Below are 16,428 nucleotides of genomic sequence, written 5' to 3' on the forward strand. Positions count from 1 at the left end.
GCCGTCGACGGCCGCGCAGGAGAAGGGCATGGTCGCCGGCCGTCCCTTCCACGATCCGGCGAACGCCGACACCTCGGCCACGCAGCGGATCACGATCACGCTCGACGCGCACCGGACGCGCTTCGACCTCGGCGGCCGCAAGGTCTGGGGCGAGTCCTACAACGGTGCCTTCACGGCCCCGACGATCCGCGTCGCCCCGGGCTCCGCCGTGACGATCCATCTGGTCAACCACCTGAAGGTGGCCACCAACCTGCACTTCCACGGACTGCACGTGTCGCCGACCGGCGTCTCGGACGACCCGTTCCTGTGCGTCGCCCCCGGCAAGGAGCTGACCTACCGGCTGGCGATCCCGCGCAACCACCCGCAGGGCACCTTCTGGTACCACAGCCACGCCATGGGCACGACCTGCCCCAAGCCCGGCGCGATGGTCGACGACTCCATGGGGCCGGCGCCCATGTTCATGCCGGGCGACGTGGAGAACCAGATCTTCGCGGGCCTGTCCGGCGCGCTGATCGTCGGCGACGACCGCACCCTGCTGCCGCCGAAGCTGCGTCATATCACCGCCCACACCCTGGTGTTCAAGGACGCGCAGATCGACACCGGCGGCTCGATCGTGCAGAACCAGGGCGCGTCGTCGATCGACTCCGGTGCGCCGACCGTGCGCCTGGTCAACGGCCAGCTGCGGCCGGTGCTGTCGATGCGCCCCAACGAGACGCAGCTGTGGCGGCTCGCGAACGCGGGCGCCGACATCTTCTACCGCCTCCACCTCGACGGTTACCGGTTCACCGTGATCGGCGAGGACGGCACCCCGGTCGCGAAGACGCGTACCGCGTCCGAGCTGCTGCTGCCGCCCGGCAAGCGCTACGACGTGCTGGTGACGGCCGGCGCGCACCCCGGCGGGGCCTGGCTGCGCACCCTCGCCTACTCCAACGGCCCGCAGGGCGACAGCTATCCGGACACCCGGCTGCTCCGCCTGGACGTGCACGGCGGCACCACCACCCGCCTGCCCGGCGTCAGCGGCGCCGTCCCCAGCGCCGAGCCGGACCTGTCCCACGCGGCGATCGCGCAGCACCGGCGGCTCGTGCTCTCGGAGAGCGCCGACGGCAACAGCTTCTACATCAACGGCAAGCAGTTCATGATGAACGACGGCTCCGTCTTCTCCACCCCCGCCAAGCTGGGGACGGTCGAGGAGTGGACCATCGTCAACACCGCCGGTGAGGTGCACCCCTTCCACCTGCACACCTCGGACTTCCAGGTGATGTCGGTCAACGGGGTCCCGCAGCCCTACACGAACCGGCAGGACATCGTCCCGGTGCCGTTCGAGCAGAACGGCAAGCCGGGTGTGGTGGTGATCCGGGTCGCGTTCTCGGACTTCACCGGCCGCTACATGTTCCACTGCCACATAGCGGCGCACGAGGACCACGGCATGATGAGCTTCATCAACGTCGTGGCCTGAGCCGCGGACGCTCTCCCTGCTCAGCCCCGCTCGGCGAAGGCGGCCGCCACCGCCGGGCGGGAGGCGCCGCCGCCGAGCAGCGCCTTGAGCAGCACCCGGGCCTGGTAGGGGTGGAGGTAGCCGCCGTCGATCAGGCCCCGGCCCAGCAGGTCCGTCTCCGAGCCGGGCGCGCGGTAGGTGTCACGGTGCACCGAGCCCGCGCCCGTGCGGGAGGTCAGCACCACCGGCATCCGCGCCGCCAGCGCGCCCAGCGGTTCGACCAGCACGGCCGGGACATGCCCCACCCCGAACCCGGCCACGACCAGCCCGTCCAGGCCGGCCGCGAACGCGGTCAGCAGCGCCGGGTCGTCGTCGAGGGTCACCGTGTACAGCCCGACGCGCGCGGTGGCGCCCGGCGCGGGCAGCGGCTCCGGCCGCTGCGGGCGGGTGAGGATCCGCACCCGGCCTTCGACCAGGTGGCCGATCGGCCCGGTGTCGGGGGAGACGAAGGCGGCCGTCGAGGTGCTGTGTCTCTTCCGGACGAAGCGGGCGGCGTGGATCTCGTCGTTGAACGCCACCAGCACGCCGAGCCCGCGCGCGGCCGGGGACTCGGCGACGCGGGCGGCCGCGAGCAGGTTGGCCGCCCCGTCGTGCCCGGCCAGGGTCGGGTTGCGCATCGCGCCCGTCAGCACCAGCGGCGCCCCGTGCCGCCAGACCAGGTCGAGCAGGTAGGCGGTCTCCTCCAGGGTGTCCGTGCCCTGGGTGATCACGATCCCGGGCGCGCCCGCGTCGACCGCCTCGGCGGCGGACGCGGCCACTTCCAGCACTCGCTCGAAGGTCAGGCTGCCGCCGCCGACCGGCTCACGGTCGCGGATCTCCAGCGGCGCGCCGAGCGTCTCCAGGCCGGGGACGGCCGCGGCCAGCGCGGCTCCGTCCAGCCGGTCGGCCCCGGCCATCGAGATCGTGCCGCCCATCGCGTACAGCGTGACGCCCATGCCCCGACATGCTGCCAGGCCGCCACGCCGCGGCGTGCACGCCCCACCGAGCGGATCTACGGTGGTGGGGAACGATCCGAGGCCGCCCCACCCAGGAGGCACCCATGCCCGGTTCCACCACCATCGGCCGCTCCGAGCGGCTGGTCATGCTCAGCCATCACGACGCCGAGCGACTCGCCGAGACCATGGCCCGCCTCGCCACGCTGCTGGCCGCGGACGACGCGGACCGGCTCACCGACCCGCAGGTCGCCCAGCTCTGCGGCGGCGACGCGTCGATGCGCGGCGACTACGCCCACTGGGCCGCCGAGGTGGGCGCCTACATCCGCGGCCACCTTTGACCGAGGACCCGCAGCACACCGGCAAGCGGCACGAACGGCAGAGCCCGCCGGGCGCGGGCTCTGCTAACCTGCGTCCATGATCTGCGCGCCGACCCGTCGAATGATGCGCCCCTCCCGGGGCTGCTGAACGACGCACGCGCGCGTCCTGAAGGCCCCCACCAGGGGCCTTTTCGCATCTCGGCGCAGGCCCCTCCCGCAGCCACGACGCAGGAGATGAGCCCGTTGAGCTACTACGTCACCACCACCATCCCGTACGTCAACGCCCGGCCGCACCTGGGCTTCGCACTGGAACTGGTGCAGGCCGACGTGCTCGCCCGGCACCGGCGTTCGCGCGGCGGCGCGGTCCGCTTCCTCAGCGGCACGGACGAGAACTCGCTGAAGAACGTGCTCGCCGCGGAGGCCGAGGGCGTCGCCGTGCAGGACCTCGTCGACCGCAACGCCGAGGCCTTCGCCGAGCTGGCCGCGCCGCTGGCGCTCTCCTTCGACGACTTCATCCGTACCAGCCGCGACCCGCGCCACCGCGAGGGCGTCGCCCACCTCTGGCAGCGCTGTGCCGAGGCCGGCGACTTCTACCGCAAGGCCTACACCGGCCGCTACTGCGTGGGCTGCGAGGCCTTCTACGCCGAGGACGAGCTCGTCGAGGGCCGCTGTCCGGACCACGGCACGGAGCCGCAGACCGTCAGCGAGGAGAACTGGTTCTTCCGGCTCTCGCGCTATGAGGACCAGTTGCGCGAGCTGATCACCAGCGGCGAGCTGCGCATCGAGCCGGCCTCGCGGCGCAACGAGGTGCTGGGCCTGATCGACTCCGGCCTGCACGACTTCTCCGTCTCCCGCAGCCGCGCCCGCGCCCGGGGTTGGGGCATCCCGGTGCCCGGCGACGAGGACCAGGTCGTCTACGTCTGGTGGGACGCGCTCGGCAACTACGTCACCAGCCTCGGCCTGGGCGGCGACGCACCGGGGGAGGAGTTCGAGCGCTGGTGGGCGGGCGACGGCGAGCGGGTGCACCTGGTCGGCAAGGGCGTGCTGCGGTTCCACGCCGTCTACTGGCCGGCCATGCTGCTCTCGGCGGGCCTGCCGCTGCCGACCCGGATCCTCGTCCACGACTACCTGACGGTGTCCGGGCGGAAGATCAGCAAGTCCGCGGGCGACGTGGTCGACCCCGCCGAGCTGGTCGCCCGCTACGGCACCGACGCGGTGCGCTGGTGGCTGCTGCGTGAGGTGCCGCGGGTCGGCGACGCGGACTTCACCGAGGAGCGCCTGGTCGCCCGCGCGGACGCGGACCTCGCCGACGGCTTCGGCAACCTCGTCCACCGGGTGGTCACCATGGTCCACCGCTACCGGGACGGCGTCGTCCCGGAACCCTCGGCCCCGACCACCGCCACCTCCGAGCTGCGCGCCGTCTGCGAACGCGCGGCGGGCCGGGTGGACGCGGCGCTGGACGCCTTCGACTACCGCGCGGCCGCTGCCGCGGTCTGGACCCTGGTGGAGGAGGCGAACCGCTGCATCGACCGCACCCGCCCCTGGGAACTGGCCAAGTCCGAACGCGGCGGCCTGCGTTCGGCCCCCCTCGACGCCGCGCTGGCCGCGCTGGTCGCGGCCTGCCGCGAGCTGGGCGCGCAGCTCCGGCCTTTTCTGCCGGAAGCCGCGGAACGCATCGTGGAGAGGTGCACTCCGGTGGACGGCCGCCTGCCGGCGTCGACGCCGCTGTTCCTGAAGCTGGGTGAATGACCTGCACCATCCAGGGGCGGAGGAACTGCGCGGGCAACCACCGTGTGCGGATGGCCCTGCGCGTTCGGCGACTCACCGCCTTGGGTGGCTTGTCGCGCAGTTCCTCGCGCCCCTGGGATGGTGCGACGCGCCCCTTCTCAGGACGCCAGGGCGTCCTGGAGGCCCGTCACGGCCTCCGTCAGGATGGAGGCGTCGGTGATGATGTCCGGCGGGGTGCCGTCGTCCGACTGGGACCAGGTCTGGAAGGCCTCGCGGACCGGGGTGAGGTCGACGGGGGCGCCCGCGCGGATCGCGTCGGCGGCGAGGGTGAGTTGGGCGCGGACGACGGTGGCGAAGGCCGTCGCGCCGGGTGACTCGCCCTCCGCGGCGGGGATGTGGGCCTCGATCAGCATCGTGGTGCGGCCGATCGCGGCGATCGCCGCACGCGCGTCGGAGAGCTGGGACGGGCGCAGGCCCCGCTCGCGGACGGGTTCGGCCGCGGCGGAGGCCTCCGTCGCGGTCAGCGCGGCGCGGGCGCCGCGGTGGTCGAGCAGGGCGTCGCGCAGGGCGCGACGGTTCTGCTGGGACGGCTCGCCGTAGGCCTCCAGGCCCGCCGCGGCGTACTGGCCGGCGGCGGCGATGTAGTCGGCGAGCCGCTGGGGCAGCCGGACCGTCTGCCAGGTGGGCCAGACCGCGTACGCGGCGAACGCGAGCAGCCCGCCGAGCAGCGTCATGCCGACGCGCTCCAGCGCCGTGTAGCGGACCACGAGCCCGTCCATGGAGAGCAGGAAGACGACGTAGACGGAGACCAGCGCGCTCAGCGCCATGTAGCCGGCCCGCATCGTCAGGTACGCGCAGCCGACCGCCACGACGGCCAGCAGCCCGCAGACCCAGGGCGCGGGCTTGGCCAGCACCATGACGCCGGAGGCGAGGCCGACGCCGACGACGGTGCCGGCCAGGCGGGCGACCCCGCGGGTGTAGGTGTGGGAGAACTCCGGCCGCATGATCATCATGACCGTCATCGCGGCCCAGTAGCCGTGCCCGAAGGGCAACAGGAAGCCCAGGCCCTCAGCGAGCGTCACCACCACCGCGACGCGGACCGCGTGCCGCATGACCGGTGAACGGCGGGTCCAGTGCCGCTGCACCGCCGCGGCGAAGAGCGGCAGCAGGCCGCGCAGGCCCGGGCGGCGCAGGTAGCGCGGCTGGTCGTCCTCGGCGGGGGCGTCGAGCGCGTCGGTGACCTCGGCGAGCAGGCCGATCAGGCGCAGCGCGGTGTGCCGGGCGATGCCGTGCAGGACGGGGCCGTCGGGTGGCAGGGCCAGCGCACGGTAGGCGCGTTCGGGCACCTGCGCGCCCTCGCCGCTGCGGATCGAGCGGGCGGCGGCGTCCAGGATCTCGGCGGCGGCCGCGAGCAGTTCGCGCGCCCGATCGCGCTCCCGGCCCTCCTCGGCGGCGCCGACCCTCGGGTCCGCGAGCGCGGCGAGCGCGGGGCGCAGCCGCTCGACGAGGGACCGGACGCCAGTGAGCTCCGAGGGACGGCTGCGTGCCTGACCGGGTGTCACGCGCGCGGCCTCGCGCGCGGCCATCAGGGGGTCGGGGTCGAACGGCGCGAACGGGTCGTGCCGTAGCCGCCGGGCGTAGTCGGCCATCGAGGCGCAGGCCTCGGCGAGCGCCTCGCGGTGTGCGCTCCACCGGTCCACCGGCCACAACTGCACCAGCAGCGCCTGGATCACCCCGCCCGCCGCGATCACCCCCGTATGCTGCGCGGCCTCCGGCACGCTCTCGGGCAGCGTCACCACGACGAGCATGACCGTGACCGCCATCGACGCCAGGATCCCGGCCGTCTGCCCGGCCACCCAGGCCATGCCCGCCGAGAACGCCCACACCGCCAGCACCAGGAGGAACAGCGGCCGCCACGGCGAGACGAGATAGCCGACGAAGGTGCTGACGGACAGCGCCAGCGCGGTGGCCAGCGCCAGCCACGGGCGCGGCCGGTAGCTGCGCTGGAACGTCGCCATCCCCGCGAGCTGCGCCCCGAGCGCGGCGGACGTCGCCATTGCGGGCCCGCCCAGCGCGAGCGCGCCGAACAGCGCGATGGCGACACCGACCGCCCCGCGCAACGCCGCCAGCGGCTGGTTCGTCGCCCGCTCCACCCTGAGCCCCGAACGGGTCGCGGTCTTGAGCGAGCGGTACCAGGCAGACCCGGGCGTGGAGGTGGACATCGCCGGTCAGCTTAGTTGAACCGGAGGGTCGGACCGTCAGTTCCCGGCTGCGTTCACGGCGTCGGTCGGACTAGCCGTGGCAGAGGTCGACGTGGCGGACGTTGAGCACCGCGTTCGCCGCGTCGATCAGGCGGTCGCGCGAGAGAGAGCCGTTGCTGACCGCGGCCGCGACCGCGTTCGCCGACGCGGTGGTGAGGCCGGGGACGTCCGGCTCGAGGCTGAACATCACCATGTCCGCGCCCGCCCGCAGGGCCTGGACGGTGGCCTGGGGGACGGAGTAGCCCGCGGCGGAGATGGCTTTCGCGTCGAGGGCGTCCGTGATCACCAGACCCTTGAAGCCGAGCTTGCCCTTCAGCTCGCCGTCGATGACGGCCGAGGAGAGCCCGGAGGGGAGCGTGGTCAGGCCGGGCACCGTGTCGTTGGAGACCATGACCGCCGGCGCCCCGGCGGCGATGGCCGCCTTGAACGGCGCCATGCCGCTCTGCTGCTCCGAAGACCACGGCACCGTGTACGCGGGGCCGAGGTCGGAGTTGTAGCTGGAGCCGCCGATCCCCGGGAAGTGCTTGACCACCGGGATCACGCCGCCGGCCTGCATGCCCTTCATGTAGGCGACGCCGTCGCGGGACACCACGGACGGGTCGCCACTGAAGGCGCGCCACCCGTCGGGGTTCTGCGCGCTCGGGGCCGCGTTGGTGCCGTCGACGTCGATGACCGGGCCGAGGTCCATGTTCACGCCCGCCGCCGCCATCTTCTGGGCGACCTGGGCGGTGGCCTGCTGGATCTGCGCCTCGCTGTAGTTCGCGGCCATGTACGCGGGCCACGGCAGCGAGCCGACGAGGTTGGCCATCCGCTGGATGTCGCCGCCCTCCTCGTCCGTCATCACCAGCAGGCCGAGGTTGCCGGGAACGTGTGACTTCAGCGTGGCCATCTGCTGGCCGAGGTCCGCCGGCGCCGAGTTGCCGAAGAGCAGCACGCCGCCGGCGCCCGCGGCGACCTCCGCCGTGGCGTCGGAGACGCTGGTCTCGGAGACGGGGACGGCAATCGTCAGCATCGCCAGGCGCTGGTTGGACCAGCCCGCCAGCTTGGAGGTGTTGGTGCAGCTCGGCGTCGCGACGTCCTGGGAGCCGGACGTGGTGGTGCTGTGCTGGGAGGGCTGCCGGCTGGGCGCCACGTTCTTGGCCGGGCTGTTCGCGCCGCCGGGGGCGGACGCGGAGGCGGAGCCCGTCCCGGTCGAGGCGGAGGAACCGGCGGCGGACGCCTTGGCGGTCGGGGCCGACCCGCCGCAGGCGGCGAGCGGCACCACGGTGACGGCGGCGAGCGCGGCCACGCCAAGCGCGGCGGAGCGGGTGCGGCGGTCGGTCATGGTGGGGGCTTCCGGGCAGGGGGCAGAGACGTTTCCTCTCCCACTGTCCGGGTTCGATCCGATTTATCCAAGGAACCGAGAGAAGCATCACTCCCTCGTGGAACCCGGAACCGCGACCGCCGCGGACCGCCGTCGATCAGCCCCTGGGCTGCTCGTTCCAGCTCGCGATGACGGGTCGGCCGTGCTCGGTGCTGAGCCGGCTGATCGTGCCCGTGGCCAGCTGGAACAGTGCTCCGTCGGCCGGGGGCAGCCCGAGGCGCCGGGCCGCGAGCACCCGCAGGAAGTGCGCGTGCGCGACCAGCACCACGTCCCCGCCGCGACCGTTCTGCAGCGCGGCCTCCGCTTTGGCGATCACCCGGTCCGCGCGGATCCCGACCTCCTCCGGCGTCTCGCCCGGGTGGTCCTGCGGTCCCGCCGCGACGCCGTCGGTCCACAGGTTCCAGGCGGGCCGGGTGCGGTGGATCTCGCGCGTGGTCACGCCCTCGTACGCGCCGTAGTCCCACTCCACCAGGTCCGGCTCGACCACCGCGCTGTCCAGGCCCGCGAGCTTCGCCGTGTCCTGGGCCCGCTGCATCGGGCTGACCAGCGCCAGGCAGATCTTGTGTTCGGCCAGCAGCGGAGCGAGCGCCCGCGCCTGCGCCTCGCCGTTCGCGGTCAGCGGCTTGTCGGTCCAGCTGGTGTGCTGGCCGGACAGGCTCCACTCGGTCTCGCCGTGCCGCACCAGGATCAGGTCGCTCATGCCCGCCACGCTACCGGCCGACGCGGCCGACCGCCCCGGCGTCGGCCCGAATTCGGTCGCCGCCTCCGGGCCCTTACCCCTAGCCTGCGGGGACATGAGCAGTCGACTGCGCGCCGTCGCGGCACAGAACCAGGCCATCGCCGAGACCGGCCGCTACCTCGCGGCCGACGGCACCGAGGTCGAGATCGGCCCCGCGCTCGCCGCCGCCGTCGCCGGCACCCGGTGCGTCGGCCCGGACGAGCCGCTGAGCGTGCCGACGGGAAGCTTCGCGACGGTGGTCGAGGTGACGGCGGAGGGCAGCCTCGGCGCCGCGCGCCGCGTCGTGGCCGACGGCCCGGTCGCGGTGCTGAACTTCGCCTCCGCGCGCAACGTCGGCGGCGGCTACGTCGGCGGCGCCCGTGCGCAGGAGGAGGACCTGTGCCGGCAGGCCCTCCTCTATCCCTGTCTGCTGGAAGCACCCGAGTACTACGAGGCGCACCGTGCCTCCGACGACCTCGGCTACAGCGACCGCGTCATCTGGTCCCCGGCCGTCCCCGTCCACCGCGGCGAGCGGGGCGACCTCCTCGCCGCGCCCTTCGCGGCGTCCTTCCTCACCAGCCCCGCGCCCAACGCCGGCGCGCTGCTGCGGCGCGAGCCGGACGCCGGCCCCCGGATCCGCGAGGCGCTGGCCCGGCGGTCCGGCCGGGTGCTCGGCGTCGCGGCGCAGGAGGGTGCGCGGCAGCTGGTGCTGGGCGCGTGGGGGTGCGGCGTCTTCCGGAACGACCCCCGCGAGGTCGCGGGGGCGTTCCGTGCGTGGCTCGCCCCGGGCGGCGCCTACCACGGGGCGTTCGAGCGTGTGGTCTTCGCGGTGTGGGACCGCAGCGAGCCGTCCGCGAACCGTTCTGCCTTCGAGCGGACGTTCGGCGGCTCGGCGCTGCGGTAGCTCAGGCCCGGCGGGCGCTGAGGTAGAGCTTGGCGAGGCCGAAGTCGGCGTCGGGGTCCTCCACCCCCGTGGTGAAGACGCCGACGAACTCCTTGCTGGAAGCCGCCCAGCGAGCACAGCGCGTGGAGCTGGTCCTTGGTGAAGGCGCAGCCGTGACGTCGATCCGGAGGTTCCGCTACCCGATCCGGCGGACCTCGACCGGCGCGACGCGGCCGCCGACCTCCACCGTGCCGTCCGCGCCCGGGCGCGTCAGGATCTGCGAGCCGACGCCCTGCCGGATGTCCAGCGGCCGGCCCAGCTCCGCGGTCAGCACGACCGCCGCCGCGCCCGTCGCCTCGTCCTCGTCGATGCCGTCGCCGCGGCCGGGGAAGCCCCGGGTGCGGACGGAGCCTGACGGCTCGTCGGACCAGGCCCAGGCGTAGAGCCAGCCGGTGCCCGGCGGCGGGACCTCCAGCGCGTCCACCTCGGCGACGCTGCCGTGGTGCTGCGTCCTGCGGCCCGAGGCCCAGTCCGCGCGGCCGCGGATCCAGTGGAACTCGCCGTCCTGCCAGGCCGGGACGTCGCCGGCCTCGGGGCGCAGCAGCTCCACCGGGTACCCGTGCTCGCGCAGCAGCCAGGAGGTGCCGACCAGGGGGTGGCCGGCGAAGAGCAGGCGAGCGCTCGGAGTGTAGATGTCGACCCGGCCGCCGGCCGCGTCGTCGACGAACACCGTCTCGGAGAAGCCGAGTTCGCGGGCCAGTTCCTGGCGCTGCTCGCGCGCGGGGTAGGCGCCGCCGTCCAGGACCACCCCCAGCGCGTTGCCGGCGGTGCCGCCGGGGCCGCAGAAGACGCGCAGCACATGAAGATCGTTCATGGACCCCATCCAAGCAGCCCCCGTCTCTTGTACTTGGTTCAAGAGGCGGAGTTCGTCAGCGAGGCCGCCCAGACGTTGCGGCAGATGCAGACCCCACCGCCCCGCTGCGCGGCAGCACCATCGGCGACGCCTTTGGCCTGTGCTGGTTCCTGAGGGACGTCGACGGCTTGCGGACGGTCGGTCACGGCGGCGCCGGCAACGGGCAGTTCGCCGAGCTGCTGCTGGTGCCGGAGCGCGGCTTCGCCGTTTCGGTCATGTCCAACGGCGGCCCCGGCGGGGTCGCGCTCAACCTGGAGGTCGTGCGGTTCGCGCTGGAGCACTACCTCGGCGTCGTCGACCGCGACCCGGAGCCCGTCCCCTACGTGCCGGCCGAGGTGGCCCCGGCCGCCGGCGTCTACGAGATCGACGTCATGACCCTCACCATCCGGGCGGAGGAGGGAGCCGCCGCGCCGACGCTGGAGGTGGTGATCAAGCCGGAGATCCGATCCGCCTCGCCGAAGGAACTGCCCGGCTCTTCGGCCGGACCCGGTAGACCCCCGCGGGCGCTCAGCCGCGCAGCCGCGCGGCCAGCAGCGCGACGTCGTCCTCGGCCGGGGCGGCGGAGAGCCGGCTGAGCGCCGTGTCCAGCAGGCGCTCCAGCGGGGCGTCCGGATCCAGGTCCAGCGCGGCCAGGGCCTCGAGGGAGTCCTCGATGTCCTCGCCGCGTCGCTCCACCAGCCCGTCCGTGAACAGCAGCAGCACCGAACCGGGCGGCAGGCGCAGCGTGGTGCTGCCGTAGTGGCGGACGCCGGCGCCCAGCGGCGGATCGCCGGGCAGCTCCGCGAACTGCGTGCCGAGACCCCGCCGCAGCAGCAGCGGCGGCAGATGCCCGGCGCCGGCCAGGGTGACCGTGCCCGCCTCCGGATCGATCTCCGCGACCAGGCAGGTCGCCACCCGGTCCAGGCCCAGGGCCTCGACCGTGCGCTGCGCCTCGCTGAGGATCTTCTCCGGGCCCCAGCCCTGGAAGGCCAGCGCGCGCATCAGCGAGCGGTACTCGCCCATCGTCGCGGCCGCCTCCAGGCCGTGGCCCATCACGTCGCCGACCACCAGCAGCGTCCGGCCCCCCGGCAGCGCCATCGAGTCGAACCAGTCGCCGCCCACCTCGGCCGTCTTGCCGGCCGGGAGGTAGCGGCCCGCGCACTCGACGTCGCCGTGCGGGCGGGTCCGCTCCGACAGCAGCGCCCGCTGCAGCACCAGCGCCGTCTCGTGCTCGTGGGCGAAGCGCTGCGCGTTGCTGATGCTGTTGGCCGCCCGGCGCGCCAACTCGCCCACCAGCTCCACGTCCTCCGCGGTGAACGGCGGCGAGTCCCCGGCCCGGCAGAGATTGACCACGCCGATCACCCGCCCGCGCGCCCGCAGCGGCACCACCAGCGCCGAGTGGATGCCGAGCCGCCGGTAGCGGGCGACCCGGTCCGCGTCCGGCGCCTCCAGCGCCATCTGCTCGTCCGCGGGGGAGTTGGAGACGACCGGCCGCTCCTCGGCCACACAGCGCGCGGCGGCCGAGCTGGGCTGCGGGCTGTGCGTCGCGCCCGGCGCGCCGAACCAGCGCCCGGCCTTCACCAGCGCGGGCGTGGTGCTCATCGCCAGGCGGCGCAGCCGCAGCTCCTGGCCGGGCCGCTCGTCCTGCTCGATCACGTCCACCACGGCGATGTCGGTGATCCGCGGCACCAGCAGCCGGGTCAGCTCCTTGCAGGTCAGCTGGACGTCCAGGGTGGTGCCGATGGAGGTCGCGGCCTCGTCCAGCAGGGTGAGCCGGGTGCGGGCCCGGTCCAGCGCCTGCCGGATCCGGCGGTCCTCGGTGATCTCCAGGACCATGCCGATCACGCCGAGGACGGTGCCCTCGGCGTCCTCCAGGCGGCTGTAGGCGTTGTGCCACCAGCGCAGTTCGCCGGAGGCGTCCGCGGCTGTGGTGCCCTCCACGGTGTGGTGGCGCGGCCTGCCGTCCGCGAGCACCGCGCGCAGCTCCGCCTCGGCCGCGGCCACGTCGATCCCGGGCACGACCTCGCCCAGCCCGCGCCCCAGGTGGGCCTCCACCGGCAGGCCGTTGAGCTGGGCGAGTGCCTCGTTGACGTAGGTGTAGCGCAGCTCCGTGTCGAGCAGGGCGATGCCGAAGACGGCACCGTCCATCACCTTCCGCGGCAGCCCCGGATCGTGGGCGTGCCGACCGTCCGCCGGACCCATGGAGCCGATCTTCCCATCAGCTGCCCCGGGCCGCCGCTCGCTCGGGGATTTGTCAGGGGATCTCCAGGGCGCGGGCCGACGCGAGGCCGCACCGCCCGCGTCGGCGCAGAAAAGCGATCGGCCCTCCCGGCCGAAGCCGGGAGGGCCGATCCGATGCGTGCGCGAGGGGGGACTTGAACCCCCACGCCCCGAAGGGCACTAGCACCTCAAGCTAGCGCGTCTGCCATTCCGCCACCCGCGCATCGGAGCTGTCCGCTCGCTCCGGCCTTGCGGCCTCGCTCGCTGACGGGGTTAACCATAGCAAAGATCAGCGGTGGTTCCGAAACGCGATTCCTGGACGTGATCATGCCGTGGACCTGCGCCGATGTGCGGCCCGCGCGGGTGGCGCACTTGGGTCGCGCGCGGGGCCGGTGGAGGATGGGGCACGAAGTGAACGACACAGAGAGGCGGAGCAGCGTGAGCGAGACAGTGGGTGCCAGCCGTCAGGGGGAGGGCTTCGGCGAGGCCGAGGTCGCCGAGCTGTGCCGGGACCTGATCCGGATCGACACCAGCAACTACGGTGACAACTCCGGTCCGGGGGAGCGCGCCGCCGCCGAGTACGTCGCCGAGAAGCTGGCCGAGTTCGGTCTCGAGCCGCAGATCATCGAGTCGACCAAGGGCCGCGCCAGCACCATCGCGCGCATCGAGGGCGAGGACCGGTCCCGCCCGGGCCTGCTCATCCACGGCCACACGGACGTCGTGCCCGCCAACGCGGACGACTGGACGCACCACCCCTTCGCGGGCGAGATCGCCGACGGCATGGTCTGGGGCCGCGGCGCCGTCGACATGAAGGACATGGACGCGATGACCCTCGCGGTCGTCCGCGAGCGGCTGCGCAGCGGGCGCAAGCCCCCGCGCGACATCGTGCTCGCCTTCCTCGCCGACGAGGAGGCCGGTGGCGTCTACGGCGCGCACCACCTCGTCGACAAGCACCCCGGCCTGTTCGAGGGCGTCACCGAGGCGATCGGCGAGGTCGGCGGCTTCTCCTTCACCGTCAACGAGCAGCTGCGGCTCTACCTGGTCGAGACGGCGGAGAAGGGCATGCACTGGATGCGCCTGACCGTCGACGGCACCGCCGGACACGGCTCGATGACCAACAAGGACAACGCCATCACCGAGCTGTGCGAGGCCGTCGCCCGGCTCGGGCGGCACCAGTTCCCGGTGCGGGTCACCAAGACCGTCCGCCACTTCCTCGACGAGCTCTCCGACGCCCTCGGCGTCGAGCTCGACCCGGAGGACATGGACACCACGCTCGAGCGTCTCGGCGGCATCGCCAAGCTGATCGGCGCGACGCTGCGCAACACCGCGCAGCCGACCATGCTCGGGGCCGGCTACAAGGTCAACGTCATCCCCGGCCAGGCCACCGCGCACGTGGACGGGCGCTTCCTGCCCGGCTACGAGGAGGAGTTCCTCACCCAGCTCGACGCCGTCCTCGGCCCGCGCGTCAAGCGCGAGGACGTGCACAGCGACAAGGCCGTGGAGACGGACTTCGACGGGCCGCTGGTCGACGCGATGCAGAAGGCGCTGCGCGCCGAGGACCCGATCGCGCGCGCCGTCCCCTACACCCTCTCGGGCGGGACCGACGCCAAGGCCTTCTCCGACCTCGGCATCCGCTGCTTCGGCTTCGCGCCGCTGCAGCTGCCGCCGGAGCTCGACTTCGCCGGCATGTTCCACGGCGTGGACGAGCGGGTTCCGGTGGACGCCCTGAAGTTCGGCGTGCGGGTGCTCGACCGCTTCATCGACGCGTGCTGATTTCGGTCTGACTTTCGGACTTCTCCCTCTGGTGGGTGAAGGTTGCAGGGGTGACGTACCCCATTTGCCGCAGCGTCGTTCACCCATATGCAGCTCACCGAACGGGCTGTCCCATCTGAAGGAGGAGACCCATGCAGGTCAAGAAGATCGCCGCCGTCGTCGCCACCGCGGGTGCCATCGGCCTGGCCGGTGCCGGCATTGCCAGCGCGGACGGTGCTCAGGCCCAGGGTGCGGCGTGGGGCTCCCCGGGCGTGCTGTCCGGCAACCTGATCCAGGTTCCGGTCCACGTCCCGGTGAACGTCTGCGGCAACACCATCTCCGTCATCGGTCTGCTGAACCCGGCGTTCGGCAACCACTGCGAGAACAACTGAGGTCAGAGCAACTGAGGTCTGTGTGACCGGGCACGGCTCTGGGAGGCGCCACTTCTCCCAGGGCCGTGCCCTTTTGCATACCCCGCTCACCCCTGGCGAATTGTGGAGTTGATGTGGAGTCAACCGTGCCTTGGGGGGCTCACTCTCGTTGGGAGTGGTACGGGGGCACGGGGCCTGGCAGAAGCACGAGCACGACTGAGAGCAGGGCAACACATGCGACAAGTGGCCAAACGCGGTTTGCTCACGGTCATGGCGACCGGGAGCGTGCTGGCCTCCACCGCGGGCATCACGGCAGGGTTCGCCACGGGTTCGGCCTTCGCCGACTCGGGCGCGAACGGCGTGGCGAGCGACTCGCCGGGCGTCGGTTCCGGCAACGCGGTCCAGGTGCCGATCTCCGTTCCCGTGAACGCCTGCGGCAACACCGTCAACGTGATCGGCGCACTGAACCCGGCTTACGGCAACAAGTGCGGCAACGAAGGCGGTTCGACGCGCAGCGGTTCGGCGGGGTCCGGTGATTCGGCGGGTTCTAGCGGTTCCGACAACGGCGGCAGAGCCGGCAACGGGAGCGACGCCGGGAACGGCGGCCGCAACGGCGGTTCGGGCGGCACCGCCCAGGGCGGCGCGCACGGCTCCCCGGGCGTGGGTTCGGGCAACTCGGTGCAGGTCCCGGTCGACGTGCCGGTCAACGTCTGCGGCAACACGGTGAACGCGCCGGGCGCGGCCAACCCCGCCTTCGGCAACTCCTGCGGCAACGCTGCCCGCGGCCACGCCGGTACTCCCAGCCCCACGCCGACCCCCAGCTGCACCGGCCCGATGGGCGACAACGGCGGGTCCGGTGGGATGGGCGGCGGCTGCGGCACGGGCGGTTCGACGGGCGGCCAGCAGCCCCCGCCGCCGCAGAGCGGCAGCAGCCCCACGCCGCACAGCGGTTCCGGCACCTCGGGCAGCCACCTGGCCGAGACCGGCGGTGGCGACGACGCTCTGCTCCTGGGCTCCGCGGGCGTCCTGGTCACCGCGGGCGGCGCGCTCCTGGTCCGTCGCACGCGACGCCGCGCCTAGTCGTCGGGTCGTTCAGTCGTCTAGTCGTCGAGAAAGCTGCTGAGCGGGCTGCGCACCTGGCGGATGATCCGTCGCTTCAGCGTGATCTTGCGTCGCCCGTCCGGGTAGAGGCGGAGTCGGTCGAGCTCCCAGTGACCGTACTCCGCCTGCTCGGTCAGCAGCGCGCGCGCCTCGTTGCGGGAGACGGTGCGCGGCAGCAGCAACGAGCGGAACTCGTACTCGGGCTGCCGGACGGTCTTGCCCGGCGGCTTGCTCAGGGGTGGGGTCAAGTCACTTCCTCCCGCGGACGAACAGAGGGTAAGCCTACGTCGGTAACCAAACCGGCTCCAGAAGGCTTCCCAGGGCGGCGGCACGGCAACCTGCGCCCTGCCTCACGGTGATCGGATTACTACGACCCGGATAACACCCGTGCG

The 16,428-nt window shown here is 73.2% G+C and carries 15 protein-coding genes and 1 tRNA gene; 8 read left to right on the forward strand and 8 right to left on the reverse strand.

From position 1 onward, the window contains the following. On the forward strand, window positions 1–1,456 hold a 1,456-nt coding region (locus DN069_RS19300; protein WP_243639441.1), incomplete at its 5' end, for a multicopper oxidase family protein. A gap of 20 nt (window positions 1,457–1,476) precedes the next feature. On the opposite strand, the gene DN069_RS19305 is transcribed toward DN069_RS19300, so the two are convergent. Beyond that, the gene (locus DN069_RS19305) at window positions 1,477–2,430 is read right to left on the reverse strand and encodes an asparaginase (protein WP_111502437.1); all 954 of its coding nucleotides are present in this window, start codon (window positions 2,428–2,430) and stop codon (window positions 1,477–1,479) included. Window positions 2,431–2,534: 104 nt separating this feature from the next. Here DN069_RS19305 and DN069_RS19310 point away from each other — a divergent pair, with 104 nt between their 5' ends. Beyond that, window positions 2,535–2,768: a hypothetical protein gene (locus DN069_RS19310; protein ID WP_111502439.1), complete on the forward strand. Its 234-nt coding sequence runs from the start codon at window positions 2,535–2,537 to the stop codon at window positions 2,766–2,768. Window positions 2,769–2,981: 213 nt separating this feature from the next. Then, window positions 2,982–4,496: a methionine--tRNA ligase gene (locus DN069_RS19315; protein ID WP_111502441.1), complete on the forward strand. Its 1,515-nt coding sequence runs from the start codon at window positions 2,982–2,984 to the stop codon at window positions 4,494–4,496. Window positions 4,497–4,633: 137 nt separating this feature from the next. On the opposite strand, the gene DN069_RS19320 is transcribed toward DN069_RS19315, so the two are convergent. The 3 genes from DN069_RS19320 to DN069_RS19330 all read right to left on the reverse strand — a co-directional run bounded on the left by DN069_RS19320 (window position 4,634) and on the right by DN069_RS19330 (window position 8,799). Next, window positions 4,634–6,697, reverse strand: a complete 2,064-nt coding sequence (locus DN069_RS19320; RefSeq protein ID WP_111502443.1) for an FUSC family protein — start codon at window positions 6,695–6,697, stop codon at window positions 4,634–4,636. Window positions 6,698–6,767: 70 nt separating this feature from the next. Beyond that, a complete protein-coding gene (locus DN069_RS19325; RefSeq protein WP_111502445.1) occupies window positions 6,768–8,060 on the reverse strand; it encodes a glycoside hydrolase family 3 N-terminal domain-containing protein in 1,293 nt (430 codons plus the stop codon). 136 nt (window positions 8,061–8,196) lie between these two features. Then, window positions 8,197–8,799 carry a histidine phosphatase family protein gene (locus DN069_RS19330; protein ID WP_111502447.1) on the reverse strand — a complete coding sequence of 201 codons (603 nt, stop codon included), beginning with the start codon at window positions 8,797–8,799 and terminating at the stop codon, window positions 8,197–8,199. A gap of 94 nt (window positions 8,800–8,893) precedes the next feature. On the opposite strand from DN069_RS19330, the gene DN069_RS19335 reads away from it, so the two are divergent. After that, entirely contained in the window at window positions 8,894–9,721 is an 828-nt protein-coding gene (locus tag DN069_RS19335; protein WP_111502449.1) for a TIGR02452 family protein, read from the forward strand. A 175-nt stretch (window positions 9,722–9,896) separates the two neighbouring features. Here the strand turns inward: DN069_RS19335 and DN069_RS19340 are convergent, their stop codons facing one another. Beyond that, window positions 9,897–10,574 (reverse strand): PhzF family phenazine biosynthesis protein, encoded by a 678-nt coding sequence (locus DN069_RS19340; RefSeq protein ID WP_111502451.1) that lies wholly within the window; start codon window positions 10,572–10,574, stop codon window positions 9,897–9,899. A 167-nt stretch (window positions 10,575–10,741) separates the two neighbouring features. Between DN069_RS19340 and DN069_RS19345 the strand changes: the two genes are divergently transcribed. Further along, window positions 10,742–11,188, forward strand: a complete 447-nt coding sequence (locus tag DN069_RS19345) for a hypothetical protein (RefSeq protein ID WP_341538490.1) — start codon at window positions 10,742–10,744, stop codon at window positions 11,186–11,188. On the opposite strand, the gene DN069_RS19350 is transcribed toward DN069_RS19345, so the two are convergent. Then, window positions 11,121–12,794, reverse strand: a complete 1,674-nt coding sequence (locus DN069_RS19350; protein WP_111502455.1) for a SpoIIE family protein phosphatase — start codon at window positions 12,792–12,794, stop codon at window positions 11,121–11,123. The genes DN069_RS19345 and DN069_RS19350 overlap by 68 nt on opposite strands. A 158-nt stretch (window positions 12,795–12,952) precedes the next feature. Continuing rightward, window positions 12,953–13,035 (reverse strand) — tRNA-Leu (locus DN069_RS19355). Between the two features lie 215 nt (window positions 13,036–13,250). Here DN069_RS19355 and DN069_RS19360 point away from each other — a divergent pair. From DN069_RS19360 to DN069_RS19370, 3 genes are all read left to right on the forward strand, one after another. Then, window positions 13,251–14,585, forward strand: coding sequence for a M20/M25/M40 family metallo-hydrolase (locus DN069_RS19360; RefSeq protein ID WP_243639443.1), 1,335 nt, complete (start codon window positions 13,251–13,253; stop codon window positions 14,583–14,585). 131 nt (window positions 14,586–14,716) lie between these two features. After that, complete coding sequence (locus DN069_RS19365) at window positions 14,717–14,956, forward strand: chaplin (RefSeq protein ID WP_111502459.1); 240 nt, start codon at window positions 14,717–14,719, stop codon at window positions 14,954–14,956. 249 nt (window positions 14,957–15,205) lie between these two features. Next, entirely contained in the window at window positions 15,206–16,015 is an 810-nt protein-coding gene (locus DN069_RS19370) for a chaplin (protein ID WP_243639444.1), read from the forward strand. A gap of 20 nt (window positions 16,016–16,035) precedes the next feature. Here DN069_RS19370 and DN069_RS19375 read toward each other — a convergent pair whose 3' ends face one another. After that, entirely contained in the window at window positions 16,036–16,272 is a 237-nt protein-coding gene (locus tag DN069_RS19375) for a DUF5703 family protein (RefSeq protein WP_111502597.1), read from the reverse strand. Window positions 16,273–16,428: the final 156 nt, after the last annotated feature.

It is taken from the genome of Streptacidiphilus pinicola, from assembly GCF_003258295.1.
Classification (GTDB): Bacteria; Actinomycetota; Actinomycetes; order Streptomycetales; family Streptomycetaceae; genus Streptacidiphilus; species Streptacidiphilus pinicola.